Raw genomic sequence first — 26,139 nt, 5'->3', positions numbered from 1 at the left:
GAGCATGTCCAACCTGAAGAAGATCATTATTGACGGTATCGAGGTTGAGGTGGAAGGCGCGATGACGCTGATCCAGGCCGCCGAGGTGGCAGGCGTGGAAATCCCGCGCTTTTGCTATCACGAACGGCTGACGATTGCGGGCAACTGCCGCATGTGTCTGGTTGAGGTTGTGGGCGGCCCCCCCAAGCCTGCCGCAAGCTGCGCAATGCAGGTCAAAGACCTGCGCCCCGGCCCGGAAGGTCAGCCGCCTGTGGTGAAAACCAACTCGCCCATGGTGAAAAAGGCGCGCGAAGGCGTGATGGAGTTTCTGCTGATCAACCATCCCTTGGATTGCCCGATCTGCGATCAGGGCGGTGAGTGTGATCTGCAAGATCAGGCCATGGCTTACGGCGTTGATTTCAGCCGCTACCGCGAGCCCAAGCGCGCGTCCGAAGATCTGGATCTGGGGCCGCTGGTTGCCACCACGATGACGCGCTGCATTTCCTGCACCCGTTGCGTGCGGTTTACCTCGGAAGTGGCGGGGATTACCCAGATGGGCCAGACGGGCCGGGGTGAGGATGCCGAGATTACCAGCTATCTGAACCAGACGCTGAACAGCAACCTGCAAGGCAATATCATTGATCTTTGCCCGGTTGGCGCGCTGACATCGAAGCCCTATGCCTTTACCGCCCGCCCGTGGGAACTGACCAAGACCGAAACCATCGACGTGATGGATGCGCTTGGCTCCAACATCCGGGTGGATACCAAGGGCCGCGAAGTCATGCGCATTTTGCCGCGCAACCATGACGGCGTGAATGAGGAGTGGATTTCCGACAAGACGCGTTTCGTCTGGGACGGTTTGCGCCGCCAGCGGCTTGATACGCCCTATATCCGCGAAAACGGCAAGTTGCGCAAAGCCGGCTGGGGCGAGGCTTTGGCCGCCGCCGCCGCTGCGATGAAGGGCAAGAAGGTTGTCGGCCTTGTGGGCGATCTGGCCCCGGTCGAAGCGGTGTTCAGCCTCAAGACATTGGTCGAGGGCATGGGCGGCAAGGTTGAATGCCGCACAGACAAGGGCAAGCTGCCGGGTGGCAACCGCTCGGCCTATGTTGGCACGGCGACGATCGAAGATATCGACAGCGCCAAATATATCATGCTGATCGGCACCAACCCCCGCAATGAGGCCCCGGTGCTGAACGCCCGGATCCGCAAAGCGTGGTCGCTGGGGGCCAATGTGGATGTGATCGGCCCGGCGGTCGATCTGACCTATGACTATGCGCATAAGGGCACGGACCGTGCGGCCTTGGTCAAGCTGGCCAACACCAAATGCAGCGATGAGATCAAGAATAACCCTTCGGTTATCATCATCGGGCAGGGCGCGTTGACGGAGGCGGATGGCGAGGCGGTTCTGTCGCAAGCCATGAAGATCGCCGAAGAAAGCAATTCCGGCCTGCTGGTTCTGCACACGGCGGCCAGCCGCGTGGGGGCGATGGATGTGGGGGCCTATAGCGCCAACGGTCTGACCGATGCCTTGGACGGGGCCGAGGTGATCTATAACCTTGGCGCCGATGAGGTGGAAATCGCGCCCGGTGCCTTCGTGATCTATCAGGGCAGCCACGGCGACCGCGGTGCGCATCGCGCCGATATCATCCTTCCGGGGGCGGCCTATACCGAAGAACCGGGGCTGTTCGTGAACACCGAAGGTCGCCCGCAACTGGCCGCCCGCGCAGGCTTTGCGCCGGGTGAGGCCAAGGAAAACTGGGCCGTGCTGCGCGCGCTGTCCGGCGAATTGGGCGCGACCCTGCCGTGGGACAGCCTTGCCGCGTTGCGCAAGGCGATCACCAGTGCCGTGCCGCATCTGGCCGCGATTGACGAGGTGCCGGAAAACGACTGGCAGCGAATTGCCCTGCGCGATCCCGCCTCGGCCGATTTCCGCACCGCTGTGCGCGATTTCTATCTGACCAACCCGATTGCGCGGGCCTCGCAGCTGATGGGCGAATTGTCGGCGCAGGCCAAGGCTTTGGCCGAAAAACCGATGGCAGCGGAGTAAGCGATGATCCGGTTCGCCCCTCTTTCCCTCTCTGCGCTGGCCTTGGCCGGCCTGTCGGCCTGCGCGCCGACAGAGGGCGGGGATGTGGCGGGGCGGGCCGATTTCAACCCCAGCTATGGCGGCATTCAAACCCTGCTGCTGGATGGGGATCTGGTGAATTTCCATGTCACCATGAAAGGTGCGCGTGACCGGGCCGATGTGGATGCCTATGCCCGCTGTGCGGCGGCGCAATATGCGCTGATCCGTGGCTTTGGTTTTGCACGCCATGTGCGCACCTCGATTGCAAAAACGGGTGGTAATTGGCGCGGCGATGCGGTTTACACCATCTCGCAAGCGCTGCCCGCCGGTTCGGCCACCATCGACGCCGAAGTGACCGTCCGCGATTGCGGCGCGCAAGGAATACCGACGATATGACGACCAAGACGACGAACAATAAGGCTGAGGGATAAGAGGCGATATGTCTGAATTTCTGCAAACGGGCTTGGGGATCACGCTGCTGATCGTAGCGCAGAGCCTTCTGGTCATCGCCTTTGTGATGATCTCTCTGCTGTTTTTGGTGTATGGCGACCGCAAGGTCTGGGCCGCCGTGCAGATGCGGCGCGGGCCGAACGTGGTGGGCGCTTGGGGTCTGCTGCAATCGGTGGCCGATGCGCTGAAATATGTGGTCAAGGAAATCGTGGTGCCCGCAGGGGCCGACCGTCCGGTGTTCTTCCTTGCGCCGATGTTGTCTTTCGTTCTGGCGATTCTGGCTTGGGCGGTGATCCCGTTCAACGACGGCTGGGTTCTGTCGGATATCAACGTGGCCATCCTGTTCGTTTTCGCCGTCTCCTCGCTGGAAGTTTATGGCGTGATCATGGGGGGCTGGGCCTCCAACTCCAAATACCCGTTCTTGGGCTCGTTGCGCTCTGCGGCGCAGATGATTTCCTATGAGGTGTCATTGGGCCTGATCATCATCGGCATCATCATCTCCACCGGATCAATGAACTTCGGGGCGATCGTGGCGGCGCAGGATGGTGATTACGGCTTGCTGAACTGGTATTGGCTGCCGCATTTCCCGATGGTTTTCCTGTTCTTCATCAGCGCCTTGGCGGAAACCAACCGCCCGCCCTTCGATCTGCCCGAGGCGGAATCGGAACTGGTCGCGGGCTTCATGGTGGAATATAGCTCCACCCCGTATCTGCTCTTCATGGCGGGCGAATATATCGCGATCTTCCTGATGTGCGCGCTGATGTCCTTGCTGTTCTTTGGCGGCTGGCTGTCGCCCGTTCCGGGGCTGCCGGATGGCGTGCTGTGGATGGTGGGCAAGATGGCCTTCTTCTTCATCATGTTCGCCATGGTGAAGGCGATTGTGCCGCGCTACCGCTATGACCAGTTGATGCGCATCGGTTGGAAAGTGTTCCTGCCCTTGTCGCTGGGCTGGGTTGTGCTGGTGTCTTTCCTTGCGAAATTCGAAATTCTCGGCGGCTTCTGGGCCCGCTGGGCGATTGGAGGCTGATCATGGGTCAAAACCGCGCCATCGACTGGAACCGCGCCACCAAGTATTTCCTGCTGGTGGATTTCATCAAAGGCTTTGGCCTTGGGTTCAAATATTTCTTTGCCCCCAAATCCACGCTGAACTATCCGCATGAAAAAGGCCCGCTAAGCCCGCGCTTCCGGGGTGAACACGCGCTGCGTCGCTATGCCAATGGCGAAGAACGCTGCATCGCCTGCAAGCTGTGTGAGGCCGTTTGCCCCGCGCAGGCTATCACCATCGACGCTGAACCGCGCGACGATGGCAGCCGCCGCACCACGCGCTATGACATTGACATGACGAAATGCATTTATTGCGGTTTCTGCCAAGAGGCCTGCCCCGTGGATGCCATCGTCGAAGGCCCGAACTTCGAGTTTTCCACCGAGACGCGCGAAGAACTGTTCTATGACAAGGACCGTCTGCTTTCGAACGGCGACCGCTGGGAGGCAGAGATTGCCCGCAACCTCGAACTGGATGCGCCTTACCGATGAATGATGATTTCGCCAAGATGTTTGCAGCCATGATGGCGCAGGGGCAGGAAATGGCCAAGGCCTTTGCCCCGGCCATGGAAGGCATGGATGTGAAGGGCTTTGAAAAGCTGTTTCCCGCCATGTCGCCCGACATGCTTGAAATGTGGTTTGGCAAAACCTTCAACCCCGATGGGCTTGATGCGCGCACCCGGCTTTTGGTGACCATTGCCGCGCTGACCGTTCTGGGCGCGCAGGCCGAACCGCAGATGCGCCTGACGATCCGGCAGGCCATGGCCGCCGGGGCAACAAAACGCCATATCGCCGAGGTGATCTGGCAGATGAGCATGTTCGGCGGCTTGCCCGCCATGCAAAAGGCACTGGAAATTGCCCAGTCTGTCTTTGCTGAGGATGAGGAGACAAAGAAATGACCGTCGCCGATCTGGCTTTTTATGCCTTTGCCCTGACGGCCGTGACGGCCGGGGTTCTGGTTACTGTCTCACGCAACCCGGTGCATTCGGTGCTGTGGCTGATCCTTGCGTTTCTGTCCTCGGCGGGGCTGTTTGTGCTGCTGGGCGCGGAATTCGTCGCGATGCTGTTGATCATCGTCTATGTCGGCGCGGTGGCGGTGCTGTTCCTGTTCGTCGTGATGATGCTGGACGTGGATTTCGCCGAGCTGAAGGGCGAGATGGCAAAGTATATGCCGATTGCCTTGCTGATCGGGGTGATCCTGCTGATGCAACTAGGTATCGGTGTCGGCGCTTGGGTCACAGCCGAAGGGGCGATGGGGCTGCGCAAGGCGGTCACGCCGGATATGGCGCAGGTGGAAAACACCCGTGCGATTGGCCTGCTGCTCTATGACAAATATCTGATGCTGTTCCAATTGGCGGGGATGATCCTGCTGGTTGCGATGATCGGGGCCATCGTGCTGACGCTGCGCCACCGTAAGGATGTGAAACGCCAGAACGTGCTGCATCAGATGTGGCGCGACCCGGCGAAAGCCATGGAACTGAAAGACGTGAAACCGGGGCAGGGGCTGTAGTTCAGGCAGCATCGCCAGAACAGCAACCGGCCCATGGCCAAGACGACGCAAAGACAATCGGGCAAATGACCCGGAGGGACGAAAATGGTAGGACTAGAGCATTATCTCGCGGTGGCGGCGGCGCTGTTCGTGATCGGCATCTTTGGCATCTTCCTGAACCGGAAGAACGTCATCGTGATCTTGATGTCGATTGAACTGATGCTGCTGTCGGTGAACATCAACTTCGTCGCCTTCTCGTCGTTTCACGGCGATCTGGTTGGCCAGATCTTCACCATGTTCGTCCTGACCGTCGCGGCGGCGGAGGCCGCGATTGGCCTTGCGATCCTTGTGGTCTTCTTCCGGACCCGTGGCACCATCGACGTCGAAGACGTCAACGTGATGAAAGGCTAAGCTGATGGCAACGATCATCCTATTTGCGCCCCTGATCGGCGCCCTGATCTGCGGCTTTGGCTGGCGCGTGATCGGCGAGTTTGCGGGCCAGGTCATCACCACGGGGCTTGTGTTGCTGGCGGCCTTCCTGTCCTGGATCATCTTTCTGGGCCATATTGATGAAACCCAGCACATCGTTGTTCTGCGCTGGATCGAAAGCGGCAGCCTGTCGACGGAATGGGGCATCCGCCTTGACCGCCTGACGGCGATCATGCTGGTCGTGATCACGTCGGTTTCGGCTTTGGTGCATCTTTATAGCTTTGGCTATATGGCGCATGACGATAACTGGACCCATCACGAGCATTACAAGGCACGTTTCTTCGCCTATCTGTCCTTCTTCACCTTTGCGATGTTGATGCTGGTGACGGCGGATAACCTTGTGCAGATGTTCTTTGGCTGGGAAGGGGTGGGCGTTGCGTCTTATCTGCTGATCGGCTTTTACTATCGCAAGCCAAGCGCCAATGCGGCAGCGATCAAGGCCTTTGTGGTCAACCGTGTGGGTGACTTTGGCTTTGCGCTGGGGATTTTCGCGCTTTTCTTCCTGACCGACAGCATCCGTATGGATGATGTCTTTGCGGCGGGCCCAATGCTGGCCGAAACCAATCTGCATTTCCTGTGGACCGAATGGAACGCGGCCAACCTGATCGCGGTGTTGCTGTTCATCGGCGCGATGGGGAAATCGGCGCAGTTGTTCCTGCACACATGGTTGCCGGATGCGATGGAAGGCCCGACCCCGGTGTCGGCGCTGATCCACGCGGCGACCATGGTGACGGCGGGGGTGTTCCTTGTCTGCCGCATGTCGCCGATCATGGAATATGCGCCGCAGGCTTTGGCTTTCGTCACCGTTCTGGGCGCACTGACCGCCTTTGTCGCGGCCACCATTGGTCTTGTGCAGAACGACATCAAGCGCGTGATCGCCTATTCGACCATGTCGCAGCTTGGCTATATGTTTGTGGCAGCAGGCGTTGGGGCCTATCCGGTGGCGATGTTCCACCTGTTCACACACGCATTCTTCAAGGCGATGCTGTTCCTTGGCGCAGGCTCGGTGATCCATGCCATGCACCATGAACAAGACATGCGGAACTATGGCGGCTTGCGCAAAAAGATCCCGATGACCTTTGCCGCCATGATGGTGGGCACGCTGGCCATCACCGGGGTCGGCATTCCGCTGACGCATATCGGTTTTGCGGGCTTCCTGTCCAAGGATGCGGTGATTGAAAGCGCTTATGTCGGCTCTCACTTCGCGTTCTGGATGCTGGTTGTGGCGGCGCTGATGACCAGTTTCTATAGCTGGCGCCTGATGTTCATGACCTTTTACGGCAAGCCGCGCGGCGATCATCATGCGCATGACCACGCGCATGAAAGCCCGAAGGTCATGCTGATCCCCTTGGGCGTGCTGGCGCTTGGCGCGGTGTTCTCGGGGATGGTGTGGTATAACTCCTTCTTCGGTGATCTGGACAAGATCCATAGCTGGTTTGGCATGGAAGTGGCCCAGCATGAGGCCGAGGGCGCAGGCCATGGTGCCGCGACCGAAGGTCATGCTGCCACCGAAGCCACAGCAGAGGCCGCAACCGCAACCGAAGGCCATGCCGCCATGGCGCATGGCACCGCCCCGAAAGGCGCGATCTTCTTTGGGCCGGACAATCACACGATCCATTCCGCGCATGAAGTGCCGAAATGGGTGAAGGTATCGCCCTTCTTTGCGATGCTGATCGGTTTCGCGCTGGCGTGGAAATTCTACATCCAAAGCCCAGAGCTTCCGGGCAAACTGGCCGCACAGCAGCGTCCGCTTTACCTGTTCCTGCTGAACAAATGGTATTTCGACGAGCTTTACGACCTGATCTTCGTGCGTCCGGCCAAATGGCTTGGGGCCTTCCTGTGGAAGCGCGGCGATGGCAATGTCATTGACGGGTCCATCAACGGGGTGGCTATGGGCATCATCCCCATGCTGACCCGCCTCGCAGGTCGCGTGCAATCCGGTTACATCTTTCACTACGCATTCGCCATGGTCCTGGGCATCGTTGCCCTTGTCACCTGGATGACGCTCTCGGGGGGCGCGCACTAATGGATAATCTGCTTTCCATCATCACATTCATCCCGGCAGTCGCCGCTGGTATTCTGGCGTTGTTCCTGCGCGGCGATGATGCGGCGGCGCGCAATAATGCCAAATGGGTGGCGCTGGTCGCAACCTCGACCACCTTTCTGGTTTCGGTCTTTGTGCTGGCCGGGTTTGACCCGGCCAATACCGGCTTTCAGTTCGTCGAGGAATATGACTGGATCCTTGGCCTGAAATACAAGATGGGCGTCGATGGCATTTCGGTGCTGTTCGTGATGCTGACCACATTCCTGATGCCGATCACGATTGCGTCCTGCTGGTCCGTGGAAACGCGGGTCAAGGAATACATGATCGCCTTCCTGCTGTTGGAAACGCTGATGCTGGGCGTGTTCTGCGCGCTTGATCTGGTGCTGTTCTACCTGTTCTTCGAGGCAGGTCTGATCCCGATGTTCCTGATCATCGGCATCTGGGGCGGCAAGGCGCGGATTTATGCGGCGTTCAAGTTTTTCCTTTATACCTTCCTCGGCTCGGTGCTGATGCTGGTGGCGATGATCGCGATGTATGTCGATGCGGGCAGCACCGATATCCCCACGCTTCTGGCCCATAACTTCGGGTCCGAGACGATGGAGATTGCGGGCTTCCAGATCGTTGGCGGCTTGCAGACCTTGCTGTTCCTTGCCTTCTTTGCCAGCTTTGCGGTGAAAATGCCGATGTGGCCGGTGCATACCTGGTTGCCGGATGCCCACGTTCAGGCCCCGACCGCGGGTTCTGTGGTGCTGGCGGCGATCTTGCTGAAAATGGGCGGATATGGCTTCTTGCGCTTCAGCCTGCCGATGTTCCCGATTGGGGCGGATCTGCTGTCGCCGTTGGTGCTGTGGATGTCAGCGATTGCGATTGTCTACACCTCGCTGGTCGCCTTGGCCCAAGAGGATATGAAAAAGCTGATCGCCTATTCCTCGGTCGCGCATATGGGCTATGTGACGATGGGGATTTTTGCGGCGAACCAGCAAGGCGTCGATGGCGCGATTTTCCAGATGATCAGCCACGGTTTCATCTCGGGCGCGCTGTTCCTTTGCGTCGGCGTGATCTATGACCGTATGCACACCCGCGACATCGACGCTTATGGCGGGCTGGTGAACCGGATGCCGCATTACGCGCTGATCTTCATGTTCTTCACCATGGCGAACGTGGGCCTGCCGGGCACGTCTGGTTTCGTGGGCGAGTTCCTGACACTGGTTGGCATTTTCCAGGTCAACACCTGGGTCGCCGCTGTCGCCACTTCGGGCGTGATCCTGTCGGCCTCATACGGGCTTTGGCTTTATCGCCGGGTGGTGTTTGGCGATCTGATCAAGGAAAGCCTGAAATCCATCACCGATATGACCACCCGCGAGCGCGCGATCTTTGCACCGCTGGTGGCGATGACCATCCTTTTGGGCGTCTACCCGAGCCTTGTGACCGATATCATCGGCCCCTCGGTTTCCGCGCTCGTGACTGACTACCATGCCGCCATCCCCGCTTCGGGCGATGTGCAAATGGCCAAGCATTGAGGGACGACAGATGAACCCGACTGATTTTTCAACCGTCCTTCCGGAAATCACGCTGGCGCTTGTGACCATGGCCGCCCTTCTGGGGGTGGTCTATACGGGCAAGGATGCGCTTGCCTCTGCGCTCAACTGGGCCATGGCCGGGCTGTTCCTTGTGCTTGCCTTCTGGATCGGTGTCGGCGGTGGCGGCGAGCGGACGGCCTTTGACGGCATGTTCACCGATGATCCCTTTGCGCGGTTTGCCAAGGTCACGATTTTGCTGTCCGCGGCGGCGGTGCTGGTGATCAGCCATGATTTCATGACCCGCCGCAACATGCTGCGCTTTGAATATCCCATCCTTGTGGCGCTGTCGGTGCTGGGGATGATGTTCATGGTCTCCGCCGGGGATCTGATCGCGCTTTATATGGGGTTGGAGCTGCAATCGCTGGCCCTTTACGTCGTCGCCAGTTTTCGGCGTGACAGCGTCAAATCTTCGGAAGCGGGGTTGAAGTATTTCGTGCTTGGCTCTCTGTCCTCGGGGATTTTGCTCTATGGCGCATCCTTGACCTATGGCTACGCCGGGACCACCGATTTCGACGGTATCCTTGCAACCTTGGGGCAGGGCGATGTGCCCGTGGGCCTGCTGTTCGGTCTGGTGATGATGATCACGGGTCTGGCCTTCAAGGTGTCCGCCGTTCCCTTCCATATGTGGACGCCGGATGTTTACGAAGGCTCGCCCACCCCAGTCACCGCGTTTTTTGCCACCGCGCCGAAAGTGGCGGCAATGGCGCTGTTGGCGCGGCTGATGTATGACGCCTTTGGCGCGATCCCCGGCCAATGGGGGCAGGTGATTGCAGTGTTGTCGGTGGCCTCGATGTTCGTCGGCGCGATTGCTGCGATCGGGCAGCGCGACATCAAGCGGCTGATGGCCTATTCCTCGATCTCGCATATGGGTTTTGCGCTGATCGGCCTTGCTTCTGGCACGGTGGGCGGTGTGCAGGCCATGCTGATCTATATGGCGATCTACGTCACCATGAACATCGGCACCTTTGCCTTCATCCTGTCGATGGAACGTGATGGCCATGCCGTGACCACGATTGACAGCCTGAACATGCTGTCGAAAAAGGCGCCGCTGCCGGCGCTTGCGATGCTTGTGCTGCTGTTCAGCCTTGCTGGCGTGCCGCCGATGGTGGGCTTTTTCGGCAAGTTCTATGTGCTGCAAGCCGCAGTTTCCGGCCAGATGGCATGGCTGGCGATTGCCGGTGCTGTCGCCTCGGTGATCGGGGCCTTCTATTACCTGCGGATCGTGTTTTACATGTATTTCGGCAAGGAAGGCGAAGGCATTGATGGCCGGATGGGCGCTGTGCAATGGGCTGCACTGATGGGCTCTGCCCTCATCATGGTGTTGGGCGTGATCAACCTCTTTGGGGTGGAAAGCATCGCGCTGACGGCGGCGGAAACGCTTGTCCGCTGAGGCGCTGCCGCAGGGCTGGCCCCAAGGGGTCGCCCGCATCTTGCTGGACCGGGTGGACAGCACCAATGCCTATGCCGCAGGGCTGGGTGCAACGGGGCCGACCTGGATCATGGCGGCGGAACAGACCGGGGGGCGGGGCCGCAGGGGCCGCCCTTGGTCCAGCCCGCGCGGAAACTTCTACGCCACGCTGTCCTTGCGCCCGACCGAAACCGCTGACCGCGTGGCGCTACGCTCCTTCGCGGCGGCTTTGGCCCTGCGGGAGGCGTGCGCCGGGCTGATGGGCACGGGGGCGGGGCTGGCGTTGAAATGGCCGAACGACGTGCTGCTGAATGGGGGCAAGCTGGCGGGCATTTTGCTGGAAAGCACGGGCGCGGGCGGCCAGATCGCCCAACTGTCCATCGGTATCGGCGTGAACCTGATCGCGGCCCCAACGCCGGACCAAGTGGAATCTGGCGCGGTGGCCCCCGTCAGCCTGCTGGCGGAAACTGGCATTCGCGTCACGCCCGAAACCTTCCTCACCGCTTTGGCCCGCGCCTATCATGCTTGGGAATCCCGCTTTCAGGCCGAAGGCTTTGCGCCCTTGCGTGCCGAATGGCTGGCCCATGCCGCGCGCCTTGGGGAAACCATTACCGCCCGCACCGGGCAAAGCAGCCATCAAGGCCGGTTTGACGGCATTGATGAGAGCGGCGCGCTTATCCTGACCACCCCGCAGGGACGCCAAACCATCCCCGCGGCCGAGATTTTCTTTTGACCCGAAAGGCAGAACCCATGCTTTTGGCGATTGATTGCGGCAATACCAATACCGTGTTTTCCATCTGGGATGGGGCGCGGTTCATCGCGACATGGCGCTGCTCTACCGATCACAAGCGCACGGCGGATGAGTATTTTGTCTGGCTCAACACGCTGATGAGCCTCAATAAAGTAGAGGCCACGATCACCGAGGCCATCATCTCCTCGACCGTGCCGCGCGTGGTGTTCAATTTGCGGGTGCTGACAGACCGGTATTTCAACTGCCGCCCCTTGGTGGTGGGCAAGCCGGAATGCAAGCTGCCCGTGCCGCCGCGCGTGGATTATGGCACCACCGTGGGGCCGGACCGCCTGGTCAATACCGTGGCAGGGTTTGACCGGCATGGCGGCGATCTGATCGTGGTGGATTTTGGCACAGCGACCACCTTTGACGTGGTCGATCAGGACGGGGCCTATATCGGCGGGGTGATTTCGCCGGGGGTAAACCTGAGCCTGCAAGCCTTGTCCATGGCCGCGGCGGCGCTACCTCATGTCGATGTCAGCCGACCGATATCGGCAATTGGAAAGAATACGGTGGCCTGTATGCAATCGGGCGTGTATTGGGGCTATATCGGCCTTGTCGAAGGCATTTGCCGCCAGATCCGTCTGGAGCATCCGCGCCCGATGAAGATCATTGCCACCGGGGGGCTTGCCCCGTTGTTCCAGCAGGGAACGGAAATTTTTGACGCAATCGAGGATGATCTGACCATGCATGGTCTTGTCCTCATCAATGAACTGAACAAGGAACGGGACACCGCATGAAAGCGAACCGGCTAATCTATCTTCCCCTCGGCGGCGCGGGGGAGATCGGGATGAATGCTTACGTATATGGCTATGGGCCGGAAGACAAAGAACGTTTGATCCTCGTCGATCTGGGCGTGACCTTCCCGGATATGGATACCACCCCCGGCGTGGACCTGATCATGCCCGATATTTCCTGGCTGGAGGAACGCAAGGACCGGCTTGAGGCGATCTTCATCACCCATGCGCATGAGGATCATATCGGCGCGGTGGCGCATTTCTGGGGCAAGTTCAAATGCCCGGTCTATGCGCGCAAGTTTACCGCGACCATCGGGCGGCTGAAGTTTGATGAACACGGCCACCCCAAGGATGCGATCACCGTGGTAGAGCCGCGCCCTGCCGTGGTGAAGGCCGGGCCTTTCGATGTGCAATTCGTGCCCGTCAGCCATTCCATTCCCGAAAGCTCGGGCCTTGTGATTGATACCGAAGCCGGGCGCATCGTGCATTCCGGTGACTTCAAGCTGGATGAAAACCCGCTGGTGGGCGAGCCGTGGGACGCCAATATGTTTCAGGAAATCGCGCGGGAACGCCCGATCAAGGCGCTGATGTGTGACAGCACGAATGTGTTTTCGCTGCATCCGGGGCGGTCGGAATCCACCCTGCGCGACCCGATCCGCGATATGATCAAGGCACAGCGCGGCATGGTTGTCGCCACGACCTTTGCGTCGAATGTCGCGCGCCTGAAAACGCTGGCCGATGCTGCCGTGGCAGCTGATCGCACCGTCTGTTTCCTTGGCCGGTCCATGCGGCGGATGGTTTCGGCGGCCGAGACGGCAGGCGTGCTGAAAGGCCTGCCGCGCACCGTGTCACCCGAAGAGGCACTGGAAGTGCCGCGCGGCAATCTGATGCTGATCGTGACCGGCAGCCAAGGCGAACGCCGGGCGGCCTCGGCGCAGCTGTCACGCGGGAAATACCTGGGGTTGGAGATGAAAGAAGGCGATACCTTCCTGTTTTCATCGAAAACCATTCCGGGCAATGAGCGTGGCGTGATTTCGGTGATGAACGCGTTTTCGGAAATGGGCGTCAATGTCGTGGATGACAGCGGCGGGCTTTACCATGTGTCGGGCCATGCCAACCGCCCCGATCTGGAAACCGTCCACCGCGTTCTGAACCCTGCCATCGTGATCCCGATGCACGGCGAACATCGCCACCTGCGCGAACATGCCCGCATCGCCATGGCGGCGGGGCGGATGTCGGATGTGGTGACAAATGGCATGTTGATCGACCTGACCGGCGATCAGCCAGAGGTGGCCGAGTATATCGAAGCCGGGCGCACCTATCTGGATGGCTCTGTGATGATCGGGTCGCGCGATGGGGTGGTGCGTGACCGTATCCGCATGGCGCTGAACGGGCATGTCATGGCCACGCTGCTTTTGGATGAGGCGGATGAACCGCTGGGCGATGTCTGGGTGGAGATCAAGGGCCTGCCGGAAAAGGGCCGCACCGGCGCCATTCTGGCCGATACGCTGGAGGCGGATCTGACCGAATTTGTCGATGGCGCGGGCAAGAAAGTGCTGCGCGACGATGATAAGCTGGATGAGGCGGTGCGCCGCGTGATCCGTCAGGTCTGCATGGAAGAAATTGGCAAAAAGCCCGAAGTGACTGTGGTTGTCAGCCGCCTGTCCGAAGGCTGAGAGTGATCTGGCCGCCTGCGTGTTGCGCGGGCGGCCAAGGCCATGAAAAAGGCGCGCCGGGTTGCCCCGCCGCGCCTTTTTCGTATTGTGCAGAAAGGCTTAGCTTTCTGCGCTATCCTGTTCGGCGGCGTCATCGCTTGCGCTGTCGCTGTCATCCTCGGTCACGCTGTCGATGCGGAAGCTGCGCAGAATGAAGTCCGGCACATGGTCGCCCATGCCGACCACGCGGTCATTCCCGCGCCGATCATCACGCCTGTCATCCCGGCGATCTTCACGGCGGTCACCATTGCGGCCGCGATCCCCATTGCGATCCCCATTGCGGTCGCCGTTCCGGTCCCCGTTCCTGTCTGGGCGGCGATCCCGTCCGCCGCGATCTTCGCGGGCAGGGCGGGTTTCTTCAGCGGCGGGGGCAGGGGCCTCCACCACCACTTCGGCGGCGACGGGGGCTGCGGCTTCTGCCTCAGGTTTGGCGGCGGGCTGTTCGGTTTTTTCCACCTTATCGGCCTTTGGCGTGCGGGTCCGGCTGCGGCCACGGCTGCGGGCGGGCTTTTCACCCTCATCCCCTTCGGCCTTTTCGCTGGCTTTGGCGGGACGTTCGGCTTTCACCTCAATCCCCTCGGGCAATTCGCCGCGCGGGATCGGCTTGCCGACCAATTGCTCAATCGCGGCCAGATATTTGGCATCCGACGGGGCCGACAGGGTAAAGGCCTTGCCTTCGCGCCCGGCACGGCCTGTGCGGCCAATGCGGTGCACATAATCTTCGGGATGGCTGGGCACGTCAAAGTTGAACACATGGCTGACAGCCGGAATATCCAAGCCGCGCGCCGCCACGTCAGAGGCCACGAGCAGATGCACCGACCCATCGCGGAACCCGTCCAGCGTGCGGGTGCGCACCGACTGATCCAGATCGCCGTGAATGGGGCTTGCGTTAAACCCGTGTTGTTTCAACGACTTCGCCACCACATCCACATCCATCTTGCGGTTGCAGAAGATGATGGCATTGGTGCAGCTTTCGCCTTCTGCCCGGATGATCGCGCGCAGAACCGCACGCTTTTCGGCAAAGGTGCGATCCTTGCGGGTCGGCTTCACCTCGATCAGCTTTTGCGTGATCGTGTCCGAGGTGGAGTTTTGCCGCGCCACTTCGATCTTGACGGCCGCCGAGAGGAAAGTGTTGGTGATCCGCTCAATTTCCGGTGCCATGGTGGCCGAATAAAAGAAGGTCTGGCGGGTGAAAGGGGTCAGGCTGAAAATCTTTTCGATATCGGGGATGAACCCCATATCAAGCATGCGGTCCGCCTCATCCACCACCATGATCTGCACGCCTTGCAGCAGCAGTTTGCCACGCTCGAAATGGTCGAGCAGGCGGCCCGGTGTGGCGATCAGCACGTCAACGCCGCGGTCGATCAGCTTGTCTTGTTCGCCAAAGGCCACGCCACCGATCAGCAGCGCCTTGGTCAGCTTGGTATGCTTGGCATAGATGTCGAAATTCTCGGCCACCTGAGCGGCCAGTTCGCGCGTGGGCGCCAGCACAAGGCTGCGCGGCATCCGGGCGCGGGCGCGGCCTTTGCCCAACAGGGTAATCATCGGCAGCGTGAAGCTGGCGGTTTTGCCGGTGCCGGTTTGGGCAATACCCAAGACATCGCGGCCTTCGAGGGCATGCGGGATCGCCTGCGCCTGAATCGGGGTGGGGGTTTCGTAGCCAGCTTCGGCTACGGCCTTCAACACGCGGGGGTCCAGCGCGAGATCAGAAAATTTGGTCATGTGCGTCCTGTGTATGCGGTATCGGACCGCAAAAATGGAATGGGACGCATGCTTTCCGGGCGCCCCGGCGTCTGTGCCCTAGGGCCTGCTTGCCAGTATCTGGAAAATCCGGTCAGGTCAAGTTGCAGCCTTCGCAGTCGCTTTGGCCTTGCTGGTTTTCACCGTTCTTTTCGTGCTCGGCGTTTTGGGCTTTGCTGATGTCACGGCAGGTTTCGGCTTGGCCGCTGGTTTGGCGCGTTCGGCCTTGACCTTGCGGTGATCCATCGCGTTGGGATTATCCTTGCAAAACTTGCGGAACGCGCGCATCTGCGGATCTTGCAGCATGGTGTAATAGCGCGCCAGATGGGTATAGATCGCGGTTTCGCGCAGCTCCATCAAACGCCCGTTCGAGGCTTCGTCCAAGGCCTCCATCCGTGCCTTGACCCGCGCCAGCCAAGGCTGCATGGAATCGTCAATCTCAAAATTCGTGTTGCGCATTTTCCAATAGCGGTGCCCGATGGGGCGATTGGCCTGATGCGCCGAACCGCGCGCCGATTTCAGCATGAAACTGGCCAGATCGCGCACGATATAATGGTTGATCTGGGCATAATCGCAGCCGCCCGGATCGGTGGAATTGTAATTCTTCAGCTTATACTCCGCCGCCGGAAGGCCGCTGCCGTTGGAATAGCGGATGTCTTCTGCGGGGATCGTCGGCAGATAGGGGCGGTGTATGCCGGGGCGTTTGAACAGGGCAGGGCGGAACAGGCATTTATAGGCACCGAAATGGTCGTCTTTGCCCAATTGGTAATTCGCCATGGTAAAGCGTTCGGTGACAAGCTGATCGGTCAGCGCCTCATAGCCCGAATTGCCGAACAGCCGCCAGTTCAGATGCAGGCAATCGCTTTCGGGCACGGCTTTCATCAGGTCGGTCAAGGTGCCATTTCCGGCTTTGACGACCAGAAACTCATCCATATCCAGCGCCATCGCCCAATCACATTGCTTGAATTCCTCCAGCGCGCCGGCACGTTCATAGGCGCGCACCTGATGGCGGCCAGCGCCTGCGCGGTTATAGAAATACTGGATCGCGCCGATTTTGCGCAGCGCCGACAGGGTTTCATGCGTCAGATCATCGCTATCGTTTTGAAAAACAACGATATCGGTAAAACCCACCTCCATGTGATGCGCGACCCATTCCAGAAAATAGGGGGCTTCGTTCTTGGCGGTCGTCACCAGAAATGCACGTTTCACAGCCATGGTCCTTGCCTCTTTTCTGTCGTTCAGTCGGCTTTGCGCGCGGCAATCCGGGCGCGTTTCTTGGCCCGCATCGCCCCAATCCGGCGGAACAGGCCGCCGGGATCATCATTCAACCGCGCCAGCAAAGTGCAGGCCAGCGGGCCCATGACCGGCTCTGCCTGCGCGCGCTGCCAGATCGGGGCCAGAAGGTTGATATCCAAGCCCCCCGTGGCCAGCGAGAACGGCGTCATTCCCAGCGGCAATTCCGCATCCACCTTGCGCAGGCCGAACGCCTCTTCCGGGCGTTTGCCGGAAAACAGTCTTTCAAACTCGTAAAGTTTCATCAAGGAAAACAGCATGCCCAATTCGCGCCCCAGCGCCTGTTCGGATGCCGTTTTACCATGTTCGCCAAAGGTGATGACCGCCGAAATCAACCAGCGTGTCGACAGGTTGGACAGCAGGAATTCGCCCTGCTCCTGCCAGATTTTATAAAATAAAGCAGGGGCATGGGCGGGAAAGGCGCGTTTGCGAAGATGCGCAACGACCAGCCCGTGCAGCAGCACAAGCGCGCTCTCGCCGCCCAGTTCGCTTTGCAACTCATGCTCTTTGGCGGCGTGGCGGCTGGAATATTGCGGCAGGGGCGGCGGGGCCTTGGGCAGGATTTGCGTGCGCAATGCCGCCAGATCGGTGCTCAGCGGGGCAAGGCCTTCGCCATCCACAGGGCGCATCGGCGCGCGCCGCTTTTCCCAGTGGGCAATCAGCGCATCCGGCGCATCGGGATAGGTGGGGCCGCTCATGCTTTTGCCTTCCGCGGTTTTTTCACAGGTTTGGCCGCGGGCAGCAAAGGGGCCAGCGCGGCCAGCGCGGTTTCCACCACGGTATCCATTTCGGGCGCGGCATCAATGTCGATCACCACACAGCCCCGCGCCCGCCGCGCCGCGACAAAACGATCCAGCATGTCGCCATAGCGCGCGAATTTGGCCAAAGCCTCGGTATCCGTGTCGCCCTTCAGCGGTGAGGGGATGCCTTTCTTGCGGTCCTTGGTGCGCTGATAGGCGTGTTCGGTCGGCAATGTCAGGTTCAGCGTCACGAAATCCGGCGGGATCAACTGGCTGATCTCGGCAATCTCCGGCCCATCACCGAGAGCGGTGAAATTCCACGCCAGCCGCTGCAAGAAGCCTTCGTCATTCATCACGATCAGGTCTTTGTCGCCATGTTCCTGCAAAATGCCCACTTGCGACAGCGCCTCCATCCCCCAGGTCAGGGCGACGAAATCGGTGTGGCTCAGGCGGAACATCCACTGGAACAACTCGGGGTTCTTATGCGCAAAGACGAGACAGCCATAAAGGCTGACCCGTTCCCCGCGCCGCCGCAGAAAGCCGATCTTGTCCTGCTTGGCCGTGATCGCGGCTTTCGCGGCATTTCGCATCCCCTGCGCCCGATGCCCTTCGGCGGTCAGGCGTTTTTCCAGCGCAGAGGCAAGCGTAGATTTGCCGCAACCGGGGAGTCCGACCAACTCCACCTGCATCGCTTAGATCTTTTCGCAGAGGATGTGATAGATCTCTCCGATCTCAGGCTCGGACAGCACAAGCCGCCGATCCTTGACCTTCAAACCGTGTTCTTTCAACAGCTTATCCACCCCGGCCTTGGACAGATTGCCGCCCATCACCTCATCATCATCCGGGGTGCGCCCGGTGGTGAAATTGTTGCCAAGCTGGATGATCGCGTATTTCGAGGTGACGCGCGCCATTTCGGCCAGCATCTTCTTGGCCATGCCAAAGGTCACGATATCGCGCAGAAAGCGGGTGCTGACCACAAGGTCAAAGGCGCCGTCCTTGTAGGGCAGGTCCATCGCATCGCCAACGGTGCAGCTGCATTTGTCATAAAGCGCACCCAGCGCCTCACGCGCGGCACCGATCATGTCGGCCGAGGCATCAAGCCCCGCGATCGTATAGCCGAATTTGTCGTAAAACGGCACGAAACGCCCGGTGCCAAAGGGAATATCGACCACGGAAAGATCGCGCGGCAGGGTTTCCAGCAGCGCCTCCATTTCCTTTTGTTCGACGTGCCACCATTCCTGTTTCAGCCGCTTTTTGTTGTAGTTCTGGGCGCGGCCCTTGTAATAACTATCGCCCTTGGGCTTCGTCTGCTTCAACATTTACTGCCTCGTTTGTTCTTTATTGGGAAACAATCTGGCGGTAAATTCGGGTTTTGTCTACGGCATCTCTTTGATTTTAGCGAAGTCGTGGGCGGGGTCGTGGCCCGAAGGTCACGCCCCTTGCACCTGTCGCGGTTATTCTGACAAGGATTGCCCGGTCCGGCTTAAACCATCATCTCTTTGGTCGCGGTCAGCTTCAACTCCGGGTAGTCGCGGGTGATCCGGTCGATATCCCATTGCAGGCGGGTCAGGAACACGGTGTCGCCATCGCTGTCGCTTGCGATATGGCCCTTGTTGATGCTGATGAACTTGTCCATCTCGGCCTTTGGCCCCCGCACCCAACGCGCCGAGGTGAATTGCGACGGCTCAAACCGCACGGGCAGGGAATATTCCTGTTCGATCCGGCTGGCCAGCACGTCAAATTGCAAGGCCCCCACAACACCGACGATATAGCCCGAGCCGATCATCGGCTTGAACACTTTGGCGGCGCCTTCTTCGGCAAATTGCAGCAGCGCCTTTTCAAGATGCTTGGCCTTCATCGGGTCGCCCGCGCGCACGCCTTGCAACAGTTCCGGCGCAAAGGAGGGGATGCCGGTAAAGCGCAATTCCTCGCCTTCGGTCAGCGCATCGCCGATACGCAATTGCCCGTGGTTCGGGATGCCGATGATATCGCCGGCCCATGCCTCTTCGGCCAATTCGCGGTCGGCGGCCAGAAACAGCACCGGGCTGGAAATCGCCATCACCTTCTTGCTGCGCACATGGTTCAGCTTCATGCCGCGTTCAAAATGCCCCGAGGCAAGGCGCACAAAGGCTACGCGGTCGCGGTGTTTCGGGTCCATATTGGCCTGCACCTTGAACACAACGCCGGTGACAGCGGTTTCCTCGGGCGCGACTTTGCGGCTGGCGGTGGGCTGCGGCTGCGGTTCGGGGCCGAATTTGCCGATACCGTCCATCAATTCCTTCACGCCAAAAGAGTTGATGGCAGAGCCGAACCAGATCGGCGTCATGGAGCCATTGAGCAGCGCCTCGCGGTTCAGCGCGGGCAGAAGTTCGCGCGCCATTTCCAGTTCTTCGCGCAGCTTTGCCAGCATGTCAGCGGGGATGTGCTTGGCCAGCTTCGGGTCGTCCAGGCCCTTCATCTCAATGGTTTCGGCGACGCGGTTGCGGTCGGCACGGTCCATCAGTTCCAGCCGGTCGTTCAGAATGTCATAGCAGCCCAGAAAATCACGCCCCGACCCGATAGGCCAGCTTGCGGGACTGACATCAATCGCCAGATTTTCCTGAATTTCGTCAATGATCTCGAACGTGTCGCGCGCCTCGCGGTCCATCTTGTTACAGAAGGTCAGGATCGGCAGGTCGCGCAAACGGCACACTTCGAACAGCTTGCGGGTCTGGCTTTCCACGCCTTTCGCGCCGTCAATCACCATCACGGCGGCATCCACGGCGGTCAGCGTGCGATAGGTATCCTCGGAAAAATCCGAGTGGCCGGGCGTGTCGACCAGATTGAAGCGATATTCGCGAAAATCAAAGGACATCGCAGAGGCGGAAACCGAGATGCCCCGGTCCTGTTCCATCTTGATGAAATCCGACCGCGTGCGCCGCGCCTCACCCTTGGCGCGCACCTGGCCTGCCATTTGAATAGCCCCACCAAACAGCAGGAACTTTTCGGTCAGCGTGGTTTTGCCGGCATCCGGGTGAGCGATGATCGCAAAGGTCCGGCGGCGGGCGATTTCGGGCGGAAGGGGGGGGCGATTGTCCAACATGCAGGGCACATAGCGCCAATTTCGACGCTTCGCAACTGGTGGCGCGCGTGCGTGTCAGGCCGGGCCTTCGCGACTGCCGCGCGGGCTGCGCTTGGCACGCTCCAGCCCGATGGCCTCCAGCACCTGCGCCGTGGCCTCGACCCCGAAATGTTGGTTCTGGCTTAGCCCCGGAAAGCGCTGCTTCACCTCATCCGCAAGCTCTGGCGGCAGGCGTGCCAGCGTGGCCTCACTGACCATCAGGCTTTCGGCGGGGATACCTTCGGCATAGATGATTTCGTGATCGGCAAAGACGAGGCTGAAGTAATCGACAAAGCCTCCTTCGCGCAGGAAAATCCGTTCGCCATCGACCAGATGTTTGGCCTGCACCAGCAGTTCCGATTGTGGCACCCCCCCGGCCTTGCGGCGTTGATACAGGAACATGCGGTGATGCTGGCTGACCACCAGATCGCCTGCATTGCCCATCACGCCCGCAGGAATGATCACCGGGGCATAGGCCCCCACCGCGCGCAATGTCACCTGCCCGACCCAGGCCAGCGCTTGCGGGCCATGATCGCGGGTCAGCACCTTGTCACCGGGGGTCAGCGCCTCAATCGGGCATTGCTTGCCATTGCCCAGCGTGATCATCGTGCCGCGCGCAAAGGAAATGCACAGCAGATCCATCAGCCGTTCTTCGGGTTGCGGCTCTTCCATTTTCAGCAACGTGTATTCTATCTGCGCCCCGATGGGTGACAGCGGCAGAATGAACAGCGCAGGTGCCCCTGCCACCTCCAGCGCCAGCAACTCGACGCGGTCGCCGTCCGGGGCCATCATCGTGTAGCGCGCTGCCAGCCGCACCGCCGCACCCGGCGCCCCGGCCTCTGACCCCGGTGCGATCACCTGTCGGTCGCCATCGCGTTCCAGCATCAGTTTCAGCGGTGCTGCCCCTGCGTCCAGCTCATAGATATCGCCAAGGCACACATCTTCCAGCCCGGCCATGCCTTCGCCATGGTTCACGCCGACGGTGACAAACACCGCCTCGGCAGCGAAAACCTGACACAATTGTCCGGGGCGATTGGGGGGAAGGGGGCCTTCGGTCACAGGTAAATCCAGTCTTTGGTTCGGCCGGGCACGATCTGCGGCAACTCTTTATCCTGAAAGCTTAGCAAACCCTTATCCGGCGCGCCAGTTCCTTAGGTTTTTCAGCTTTTTAGCGGAAACAAGCTGTCAGGGTTGTGCGGATCGTTTCCAATTCAAGCAGAAACGCAAAGCGGAACGAATCGCAGGCTGCTCTTTTCCTTGGCCGCGCTGGCTGCTAGCTGTTTGACAAAGCATGAAATCGGAGGATGACAGATGGATTTGGGCATCAAAGGCAAAAAGGCACTGGTATGTGCGGCATCCAAGGGGCTTGGTCGTGGCTGCGCCGAGGCGTTGGCCGAAGCGGGGGTGAACCTTGTGATCAATGCCCGCGGGGCCGAGGCGCTGGAAGCAACCGCCGCCCATCTGCGCGCCAGCTATGGCGTGGATGTGGTGACTGTGGCGGCCGATGTCACCACCGAGGCCGGGCGCGCGCAGGTTCTGGCGGCGGCGCAGGACGTGGATATTCTGGTCACGAATGCCGGCGGCCCGCCCCCCGGCCTGTGGTCGGACTGGAGTCGGGATGATTTCATCAAGGCGCTGGATGGCAACATGCTGACGCCCATCGCGCTGATGCAGGCCATTCTGCCGGGGATGATCGCGCGCAAATGGGGCCGGGTGGTCAATATCACCTCCGGCTCGGTCAAGGCCCCGATCCCGCAGCTTGGCCTGTCCAACGCCGCCCGCACCGGGTTGACCGGCTTTGTCGCAGGCACCGCGCGGCAGGTGGCCGAACATGGGGTGACGATCAACAACCTTCTGCCCGGTATTCACGCGACCGACCGTGCCAACAGTCTGGATGATGGCGTGGCCAAGGCGCAAGGGATCGACCGCGCCACCGCGACCAAGCAGCGCCAGGCCACCATCCCCGCGCGCCGCTATGGCACCGCCGAAGAATTTGGCGCCGCCTGCGCCTTCCTGTGTTCCAACAAGGCGGGCTTCATCGTCGGGCAGAACCTGCTGCTGGATGGTGGGGCCATCAATGCCACGATCTGACGCACCAGAGTGGCAATGCGTGATGGTTCTGTGGGGCGACAAATACGATGTCGCCGTCGTGAACCGCTTGATCTGCGCCATTGCCACCCATACGAAGCGCCAACCGCGCTTCGTGCTGCTGTCAGATCGGGCGCGCCCGGGGCTTGACCCGCGCGCGGACTTGCGCGCGATCCCGGCGTTCTGGTTGCAAGAGGTGTTTCGCCGTTCGGGCTGCCAAACCAAGCTGTCGATGTTCGAGGCGGGTGTGTTGCAAGATGATCTGCCCGCGCTTTACATCGACCTTGATACGATCGTGACCGGCGATCTGACCATCCTGCTGGACAGGCTGCCGCGTCCCGATGGCTTGATGCTGTTGCAAAGCGCCATTCTGCCCTTGGGCCCCATCGGTCGGTTTTTCTGGCGGATGACCAAAGGCCGGAAATATGCGCGGGGCAATTCGTCGCTCGTGGTGTTTCACCCCCGTTATCATCATAACATCGCCGCGCAATTTGTTGATTTATGGGCAAAAGAACCCTCTTTCTGGTTCCGCCCCATGATCGCGGACGAGCGGTTCATAAGCTGGGCCAGCCAAGCTGTCGTCTCGGCCATTCCCAACAGTCTTGCGGTCAAACTACCAGCCGAATTCATGTCGCGGCTTACCGTGCTCAGCTATGTCTGGGCGCTGCTGCCCATGGTGCGGGCGCGGCGCGGGCGGCTGATCGCGGTGACCCTGTGCGGGCTGGATTTGAAGCCGGAGCGGCTTTTGGCGCTGCCGGAAGGGGGGCGGGTGACGGATGCAAAAGGCCGAACCTTGATCTGGTCGGATTTTGTGCTGGGCAAGACGCGGCAGGCCATCATTTCCTTTTACAGCAGCCCAATCCTATGACCCAGCGCATCCTGTATTTGTCGCACCCAGAGGTGAAGATCGACCCGCAAACACCTGTTCCGGATTGGGAAATCTCGGATCAGGGATGTCGCCGCCTGCGCGCTGCGATCAAGCGTGGCTGGCCGGGGCGTGGCTGGCGCATCGTCACCTCGCCCGAGGTGAAGGCCCAGCAGACGGCCGAGGCGCTTGCCAATGGTTTTGCGCTGCCCTTGCACATTCACCCTGATATGGGCGAGGTGGATCGCAGCGCGACCGGCTATTTGCCGCAGGACCAGCATGAGGCGCTTGCCGATGCGCTGTTCGCCTATCCCGCAACCGGCCCGCAAGGCTGGGAAAGCGCAGAGGCCGCCACCGCGCGGATTGTCAAAGCCTATCAAGAGGTTCTGGCCGAAGTTTCAGACAATATACTGTTTGTCGGTCATGGCGCGGTGGGCAGTTTTCTGTGGTGCGCGCTGACCCGCACGCCGATCAGCCGCGCGCAGGATCAAAAACGGGGCGGCAGTTTTTGGGCCGGTCGCATCGGCCCTGCGGGCTTTGCCCCCGACCATGCGTGGCGCGCGCTGGAAACGGCTGCGGCAACGTGACGGGCGCTGGCTCTTGCCCCATCGGCCTTGCCCTGCTAACCCATTCCCGATTGAATTGATAAGGTAAGGCCGCGCCACCCCATGACCAAAGCACCGCCCAGACTGGAAGTCACACAGCTTTCGCGCCAGTTCGGCAGCCGGGCTGTTGTGTCCGATCTGTCGCTGACCGTGGCGGCGGGGCAGGTGACTTGCTTGCTGGGGCCATCGGGTTGCGGAAAATCCACCACCTTGCGGATGATCGCGGGGGTAGAGACCCCCGACAGCGGCAGCATCCGCATCGAAGGCCAGACCGTCTGCGATGACCGCATCCACCTGCCGCCCGAGGCGCGCGGGGTTGGCATGATGTTTCAGGATTTCGCGCTGTTTCCGCATCTGAGCGTGGCCAAGAACGTAGCGTTTGGCCTGCATGGCGATGCCCGCAGCAAGGACGCGCGGGTGGGGGAGTTGCTGGAGCGCGTCAACCTGTCAGGCTTTGCGCATAAACACCCGCATGAGCTGTCGGGCGGCGAACAGCAGCGCGTGGCCTTGGCCCGCGCCCTTGCGCCGCGCCCCCGGATCATGCTGATGGATGAGCCGTTCTCGGGCCTTGATAACCGTCTGCGCGACGGCATCCGCGACACCACGCTGGAGGTGCTGAAAGACGAAGGCGCCGCCGTTTTGCTGGTCACGCATGAACCGGATGAGGCGCTGCGCATGGCCGATGAGATTGCGCTGATGCGCAACGGCAAAATCGTGCAGCGCGGCTCTCCCTATAATATCTATAACGCGCCGATGGATCGGGCAGCGGCGGCTTTCTTTAGTGATATCAACGTGATCCACGGTGTTTCTAAAGGGGCGCTGACGCAGACGCCTTTCGGGGCCTTTCTGACGCCGGGCCATGCCGATGGTGGCAAGGTGGAAATTGTCATCCGCCCGCAGCACCTGAAAATCGACTTTGACCGTGCGGGCCGTGGCCCCAACCCCACGCCGCAAGATGGCACGCCTGCGCGGGGCGTGGTGTCGCGCGCGCGGTTTCTGGGCCATGAAAGCCTTGTCGATTTCACGATGGAGTTCGACGGCTCCAAACTCACCGCCGCGGTGCCGGGGGTGTTCCTGCCCAAACTTGGCACGCCCTTGTGGCTGATGATCCGGCGGGATCGCTGCTTTGTGTTTCCGGCCTGAGAACGGGGCCTGAAAAAGGGGCTTAAGCCAGATCTTGCGGGTCGGGCACCAAGCCCGCTTGCGGCAGCAATGTGGCCACCTTGAACCGCAGTGCCCGCGCCGCACGGGCCCGCGCCCCATCGCCTGCCGCCACATGGCCAAGGCCGGCCATCAGCGCCTCCAACTCATCCTGCGTCAGCATCACCGGCGGCAGCATGAGCGGCGCGCGCAGGATATAGCCAAGCCCGCGCTCTCCCTCTACCGGGATGCCGGTGGCCGCCATCATCGCCATATCGCGCCAGATCGTCCGGGTAGAGACGCCCAGTTCCGCCGCCAGTTCCTGCGCGGTGTGCAACCGACCATCGCGCATCCGCTGGATCAGATCGAAAATGCGTTGGTCGCGGCTCATGCGGTTACCTGTCTGCAAAGGGGCAACTGACAAAATACTGTCAGCAGCGCGCGGGGTAAAGCCGAATCCCCCTTTGATCCCGCCCGCGTTCCCCATAAATGGAAGATGTAATGTTCCGGGCGGCACAGGCTTCGCCCGCTAGGGGAGAATAGGCAAATGCTTAACAATATCGGTATTCCCGGCCTTCTTTTGATCGCCGTTGTCGTGCTCGTGCTGTTTGGCCGTGGCAAGGTTTCGTCCTTGATGGGCGAAGTGGGCAAAGGCATCAACGCGTTCAAGAAGGGCGTGAAAGAAGAAAGCGAAGAGCTGGAAAACAAGACCGCCGAAGGCGCGGTGGATGTGACACCGAAGTCCAAAGACAAGGTCTGATTGCAGATCACAGGCGGGGAA

The 26,139-nt window shown here is 60.6% G+C and carries 26 protein-coding genes; 18 read left to right on the top strand and 8 right to left on the bottom strand.

Going from position 1 to position 26,139, the window contains the following annotated elements; translation table 11 throughout:
• Nucleotides 1–4 precede the first annotated feature (4 nt).
• The 13 genes from nuoG (at nucleotide 5) to EGN72_RS14645 (ending at nucleotide 13,748) form a co-directional block, all read left to right on the top strand.
• Nucleotides 5–2,026 (top strand): NADH-quinone oxidoreductase subunit NuoG, encoded by a 2,022-nt coding sequence (gene nuoG / locus EGN72_RS14705; protein WP_127048871.1) that lies wholly within the window; start codon nucleotides 5–7, stop codon nucleotides 2,024–2,026.
• A gap of 3 nt (nucleotides 2,027–2,029) precedes the next feature.
• Nucleotides 2,030–2,440, top strand: a complete 411-nt coding sequence (locus EGN72_RS14700) for a hypothetical protein (RefSeq protein ID WP_127048869.1) — start codon at nucleotides 2,030–2,032, stop codon at nucleotides 2,438–2,440.
• A 43-nt stretch (nucleotides 2,441–2,483) separates the two neighbouring features.
• A complete protein-coding gene (gene nuoH / locus EGN72_RS14695) occupies nucleotides 2,484–3,521 on the top strand; it encodes an NADH-quinone oxidoreductase subunit NuoH (protein WP_127048867.1) in 1,038 nt (345 codons plus the stop codon).
• Between the two features lie 2 nt (nucleotides 3,522–3,523).
• Nucleotides 3,524–4,027 (top strand): NADH-quinone oxidoreductase subunit NuoI, encoded by a 504-nt coding sequence (gene nuoI / locus EGN72_RS14690; RefSeq protein WP_127048865.1) that lies wholly within the window; start codon nucleotides 3,524–3,526, stop codon nucleotides 4,025–4,027.
• Nucleotides 4,024–4,434, top strand: coding sequence for a carboxymuconolactone decarboxylase family protein (locus tag EGN72_RS14685; protein WP_127048863.1), 411 nt, complete (start codon nucleotides 4,024–4,026; stop codon nucleotides 4,432–4,434). Before nuoI ends, EGN72_RS14685 begins: the two co-directional genes overlap by 4 nt.
• Nucleotides 4,431–5,045 carry an NADH-quinone oxidoreductase subunit J gene (locus EGN72_RS14680; RefSeq protein ID WP_127048862.1) on the top strand — a complete coding sequence of 205 codons (615 nt, stop codon included), beginning with the start codon at nucleotides 4,431–4,433 and terminating at the stop codon, nucleotides 5,043–5,045. The genes EGN72_RS14685 and EGN72_RS14680 overlap by 4 nt, the downstream gene beginning before the upstream one ends.
• Before the next feature lie 84 nt (nucleotides 5,046–5,129).
• Nucleotides 5,130–5,435 carry an NADH-quinone oxidoreductase subunit NuoK gene (gene nuoK / locus EGN72_RS14675; RefSeq protein WP_127048860.1) on the top strand — a complete coding sequence of 102 codons (306 nt, stop codon included), beginning with the start codon at nucleotides 5,130–5,132 and terminating at the stop codon, nucleotides 5,433–5,435.
• A gap of 4 nt (nucleotides 5,436–5,439) precedes the next feature.
• Nucleotides 5,440–7,539, top strand: a complete 2,100-nt coding sequence (gene nuoL / locus EGN72_RS14670; protein WP_127048858.1) for an NADH-quinone oxidoreductase subunit L — start codon at nucleotides 5,440–5,442, stop codon at nucleotides 7,537–7,539.
• Complete coding sequence (locus tag EGN72_RS14665; protein ID WP_127048856.1) at nucleotides 7,539–9,077, top strand: NADH-quinone oxidoreductase subunit M; 1,539 nt, start codon at nucleotides 7,539–7,541, stop codon at nucleotides 9,075–9,077. The genes nuoL and EGN72_RS14665 overlap by 1 nt, the downstream gene beginning before the upstream one ends.
• A 10-nt stretch (nucleotides 9,078–9,087) precedes the next feature.
• Nucleotides 9,088–10,527 carry an NADH-quinone oxidoreductase subunit NuoN gene (gene nuoN, locus EGN72_RS14660; protein WP_127048854.1) on the top strand — a complete coding sequence of 480 codons (1,440 nt, stop codon included), beginning with the start codon at nucleotides 9,088–9,090 and terminating at the stop codon, nucleotides 10,525–10,527.
• Nucleotides 10,517–11,278 carry a biotin--[acetyl-CoA-carboxylase] ligase gene (locus EGN72_RS14655; protein ID WP_127048852.1) on the top strand — a complete coding sequence of 254 codons (762 nt, stop codon included), beginning with the start codon at nucleotides 10,517–10,519 and terminating at the stop codon, nucleotides 11,276–11,278. The genes nuoN and EGN72_RS14655 overlap by 11 nt, the downstream gene beginning before the upstream one ends.
• A gap of 17 nt (nucleotides 11,279–11,295) precedes the next feature.
• Nucleotides 11,296–12,075 (top strand): type III pantothenate kinase, encoded by a 780-nt coding sequence (locus EGN72_RS14650; protein ID WP_127048850.1) that lies wholly within the window; start codon nucleotides 11,296–11,298, stop codon nucleotides 12,073–12,075.
• Nucleotides 12,072–13,748 carry a ribonuclease J gene (locus tag EGN72_RS14645; RefSeq protein ID WP_127048848.1) on the top strand — a complete coding sequence of 559 codons (1,677 nt, stop codon included), beginning with the start codon at nucleotides 12,072–12,074 and terminating at the stop codon, nucleotides 13,746–13,748. Before EGN72_RS14650 ends, EGN72_RS14645 begins: the two co-directional genes overlap by 4 nt.
• Before the next feature lie 99 nt (nucleotides 13,749–13,847).
• On the opposite strand, the gene EGN72_RS14640 is transcribed toward EGN72_RS14645, so the two are convergent.
• The 7 genes from EGN72_RS14640 to EGN72_RS14610 all read right to left on the bottom strand — a co-directional run bounded on the left by EGN72_RS14640 (nucleotide 13,848) and on the right by EGN72_RS14610 (nucleotide 21,719).
• On the bottom strand, nucleotides 13,848–15,509 hold the full coding sequence (locus tag EGN72_RS14640; protein WP_127048846.1) for a DEAD/DEAH box helicase: 1,662 nt from the start codon (nucleotides 15,507–15,509) through the stop codon (nucleotides 13,848–13,850).
• A gap of 117 nt (nucleotides 15,510–15,626) precedes the next feature.
• A complete protein-coding gene (locus EGN72_RS14635; protein ID WP_127048844.1) occupies nucleotides 15,627–16,742 on the bottom strand; it encodes a glycosyltransferase family 2 protein in 1,116 nt (371 codons plus the stop codon).
• A 23-nt stretch (nucleotides 16,743–16,765) separates the two neighbouring features.
• Complete coding sequence (locus tag EGN72_RS14630; protein WP_127048842.1) at nucleotides 16,766–17,518, bottom strand: hypothetical protein; 753 nt, start codon at nucleotides 17,516–17,518, stop codon at nucleotides 16,766–16,768.
• Nucleotides 17,515–18,249 (bottom strand): hypothetical protein, encoded by a 735-nt coding sequence (locus EGN72_RS14625; protein ID WP_127048840.1) that lies wholly within the window; start codon nucleotides 18,247–18,249, stop codon nucleotides 17,515–17,517. The genes EGN72_RS14630 and EGN72_RS14625 overlap by 4 nt, the downstream gene beginning before the upstream one ends.
• 3 nt (nucleotides 18,250–18,252) lie before the next feature.
• Complete coding sequence (locus EGN72_RS14620) at nucleotides 18,253–18,879, bottom strand: class I SAM-dependent methyltransferase (RefSeq protein WP_127048838.1); 627 nt, start codon at nucleotides 18,877–18,879, stop codon at nucleotides 18,253–18,255.
• Between the two features lie 164 nt (nucleotides 18,880–19,043).
• Nucleotides 19,044–20,642: a peptide chain release factor 3 gene (locus EGN72_RS14615; protein WP_127048836.1), complete on the bottom strand. Its 1,599-nt coding sequence runs from the start codon at nucleotides 20,640–20,642 to the stop codon at nucleotides 19,044–19,046.
• A gap of 54 nt (nucleotides 20,643–20,696) precedes the next feature.
• Nucleotides 20,697–21,719 (bottom strand): Hint domain-containing protein, encoded by a 1,023-nt coding sequence (locus EGN72_RS14610; protein WP_233587154.1) that lies wholly within the window; start codon nucleotides 21,717–21,719, stop codon nucleotides 20,697–20,699.
• Between the two features lie 252 nt (nucleotides 21,720–21,971).
• Here EGN72_RS14610 and EGN72_RS14605 point away from each other — a divergent pair, with 252 nt between their 5' ends.
• From EGN72_RS14605 to EGN72_RS14590, 4 genes are all read left to right on the top strand, one after another.
• Nucleotides 21,972–22,751, top strand: coding sequence for an SDR family oxidoreductase (locus EGN72_RS14605; protein WP_127048834.1), 780 nt, complete (start codon nucleotides 21,972–21,974; stop codon nucleotides 22,749–22,751).
• Complete coding sequence (locus EGN72_RS14600) at nucleotides 22,738–23,616, top strand: hypothetical protein (RefSeq protein ID WP_127048832.1); 879 nt, start codon at nucleotides 22,738–22,740, stop codon at nucleotides 23,614–23,616. Before EGN72_RS14605 ends, EGN72_RS14600 begins: the two co-directional genes overlap by 14 nt.
• Nucleotides 23,613–24,200, top strand: coding sequence for a histidine phosphatase family protein (locus tag EGN72_RS14595; protein ID WP_127048830.1), 588 nt, complete (start codon nucleotides 23,613–23,615; stop codon nucleotides 24,198–24,200). The genes EGN72_RS14600 and EGN72_RS14595 overlap by 4 nt, the downstream gene beginning before the upstream one ends.
• 81 nt (nucleotides 24,201–24,281) lie before the next feature.
• Complete coding sequence (locus tag EGN72_RS14590) at nucleotides 24,282–25,361, top strand: ABC transporter ATP-binding protein (protein ID WP_127048828.1); 1,080 nt, start codon at nucleotides 24,282–24,284, stop codon at nucleotides 25,359–25,361.
• Between the two features lie 22 nt (nucleotides 25,362–25,383).
• Here the strand turns inward: EGN72_RS14590 and EGN72_RS14585 are convergent, their stop codons facing one another.
• Nucleotides 25,384–25,749, bottom strand: a complete 366-nt coding sequence (locus tag EGN72_RS14585; RefSeq protein WP_127048826.1) for a YafY family protein — start codon at nucleotides 25,747–25,749, stop codon at nucleotides 25,384–25,386.
• Between the two features lie 156 nt (nucleotides 25,750–25,905).
• Here EGN72_RS14585 and tatA point away from each other — a divergent pair, with 156 nt between their 5' ends.
• Nucleotides 25,906–26,118, top strand: coding sequence for a twin-arginine translocase TatA/TatE family subunit (gene tatA / locus EGN72_RS14580; protein WP_127048824.1), 213 nt, complete (start codon nucleotides 25,906–25,908; stop codon nucleotides 26,116–26,118).
• The last annotated feature ends 21 nt before the right edge of the window (nucleotides 26,119–26,139 follow it).

This window comes from Pseudorhodobacter sp. E13, assembly GCF_003991405.1.
In the GTDB taxonomy this organism is placed as follows: domain Bacteria; phylum Pseudomonadota; class Alphaproteobacteria; order Rhodobacterales; family Rhodobacteraceae; genus Pseudorhodobacter.
Note: the sequence above shows the minus strand (reverse complement) of the source record. Positions and strands in the feature narration are given on the sequence as shown.

Excerpts from the sequence above, each read along its gene's own strand:
- EGN72_RS14590 (WP_127048828.1), top strand. The coding sequence starts at position 24,282 with ATGACCAAAGCACCGCCCAGACTGGAAGTCACACAGCTTTCGCGCCAG.
- EGN72_RS14665 (WP_127048856.1), top strand. The coding sequence starts at position 7,539 with ATGGATAATCTGCTTTCCATCATCACATTCATCCCGGCAGTCGCCGCT.
- EGN72_RS14620 (WP_127048838.1), bottom strand. The coding sequence starts at position 18,879 with ATGTTGAAGCAGACGAAGCCCAAGGGCGATAGTTATTACAAGGGCCGC.
- EGN72_RS14615 (WP_127048836.1), bottom strand. The coding sequence starts at position 20,642 with ATGTTGGACAATCGCCCCCCCCTTCCGCCCGAAATCGCCCGCCGCCGG.
- nuoK (WP_127048860.1), top strand. The coding sequence starts at position 5,130 with ATGGTAGGACTAGAGCATTATCTCGCGGTGGCGGCGGCGCTGTTCGTG.
- nuoI (WP_127048865.1), top strand. The coding sequence starts at position 3,524 with ATGGGTCAAAACCGCGCCATCGACTGGAACCGCGCCACCAAGTATTTC.
- EGN72_RS14700 (WP_127048869.1), top strand. The coding sequence starts at position 2,030 with ATGATCCGGTTCGCCCCTCTTTCCCTCTCTGCGCTGGCCTTGGCCGGC.
- EGN72_RS14635 (WP_127048844.1), bottom strand. The coding sequence starts at position 16,742 with ATGGCTGTGAAACGTGCATTTCTGGTGACGACCGCCAAGAACGAAGCC.
- nuoG (WP_127048871.1), top strand. The coding sequence starts at position 5 with ATGTCCAACCTGAAGAAGATCATTATTGACGGTATCGAGGTTGAGGTG.
- tatA (WP_127048824.1), top strand. The coding sequence starts at position 25,906 with ATGCTTAACAATATCGGTATTCCCGGCCTTCTTTTGATCGCCGTTGTC.
- EGN72_RS14685 (WP_127048863.1), top strand. The coding sequence starts at position 4,024 with ATGAATGATGATTTCGCCAAGATGTTTGCAGCCATGATGGCGCAGGGG.
- EGN72_RS14645 (WP_127048848.1), top strand. The coding sequence starts at position 12,072 with ATGAAAGCGAACCGGCTAATCTATCTTCCCCTCGGCGGCGCGGGGGAG.
- EGN72_RS14625 (WP_127048840.1), bottom strand. The coding sequence starts at position 18,249 with ATGCAGGTGGAGTTGGTCGGACTCCCCGGTTGCGGCAAATCTACGCTT.
- EGN72_RS14650 (WP_127048850.1), top strand. The coding sequence starts at position 11,296 with ATGCTTTTGGCGATTGATTGCGGCAATACCAATACCGTGTTTTCCATC.
- EGN72_RS14630 (WP_127048842.1), bottom strand. The coding sequence starts at position 17,518 with ATGAGCGGCCCCACCTATCCCGATGCGCCGGATGCGCTGATTGCCCAC.
- EGN72_RS14595 (WP_127048830.1), top strand. The coding sequence starts at position 23,613 with ATGACCCAGCGCATCCTGTATTTGTCGCACCCAGAGGTGAAGATCGAC.
- EGN72_RS14680 (WP_127048862.1), top strand. The coding sequence starts at position 4,431 with ATGACCGTCGCCGATCTGGCTTTTTATGCCTTTGCCCTGACGGCCGTG.
- nuoL (WP_127048858.1), top strand. The coding sequence starts at position 5,440 with ATGGCAACGATCATCCTATTTGCGCCCCTGATCGGCGCCCTGATCTGC.
- EGN72_RS14605 (WP_127048834.1), top strand. The coding sequence starts at position 21,972 with ATGGATTTGGGCATCAAAGGCAAAAAGGCACTGGTATGTGCGGCATCC.
- EGN72_RS14640 (WP_127048846.1), bottom strand. The coding sequence starts at position 15,509 with ATGACCAAATTTTCTGATCTCGCGCTGGACCCCCGCGTGTTGAAGGCC.
- EGN72_RS14585 (WP_127048826.1), bottom strand. The coding sequence starts at position 25,749 with ATGAGCCGCGACCAACGCATTTTCGATCTGATCCAGCGGATGCGCGAT.
- nuoN (WP_127048854.1), top strand. The coding sequence starts at position 9,088 with ATGAACCCGACTGATTTTTCAACCGTCCTTCCGGAAATCACGCTGGCG.
- EGN72_RS14600 (WP_127048832.1), top strand. The coding sequence starts at position 22,738 with ATGCCACGATCTGACGCACCAGAGTGGCAATGCGTGATGGTTCTGTGG.
- nuoH (WP_127048867.1), top strand. The coding sequence starts at position 2,484 with ATGTCTGAATTTCTGCAAACGGGCTTGGGGATCACGCTGCTGATCGTA.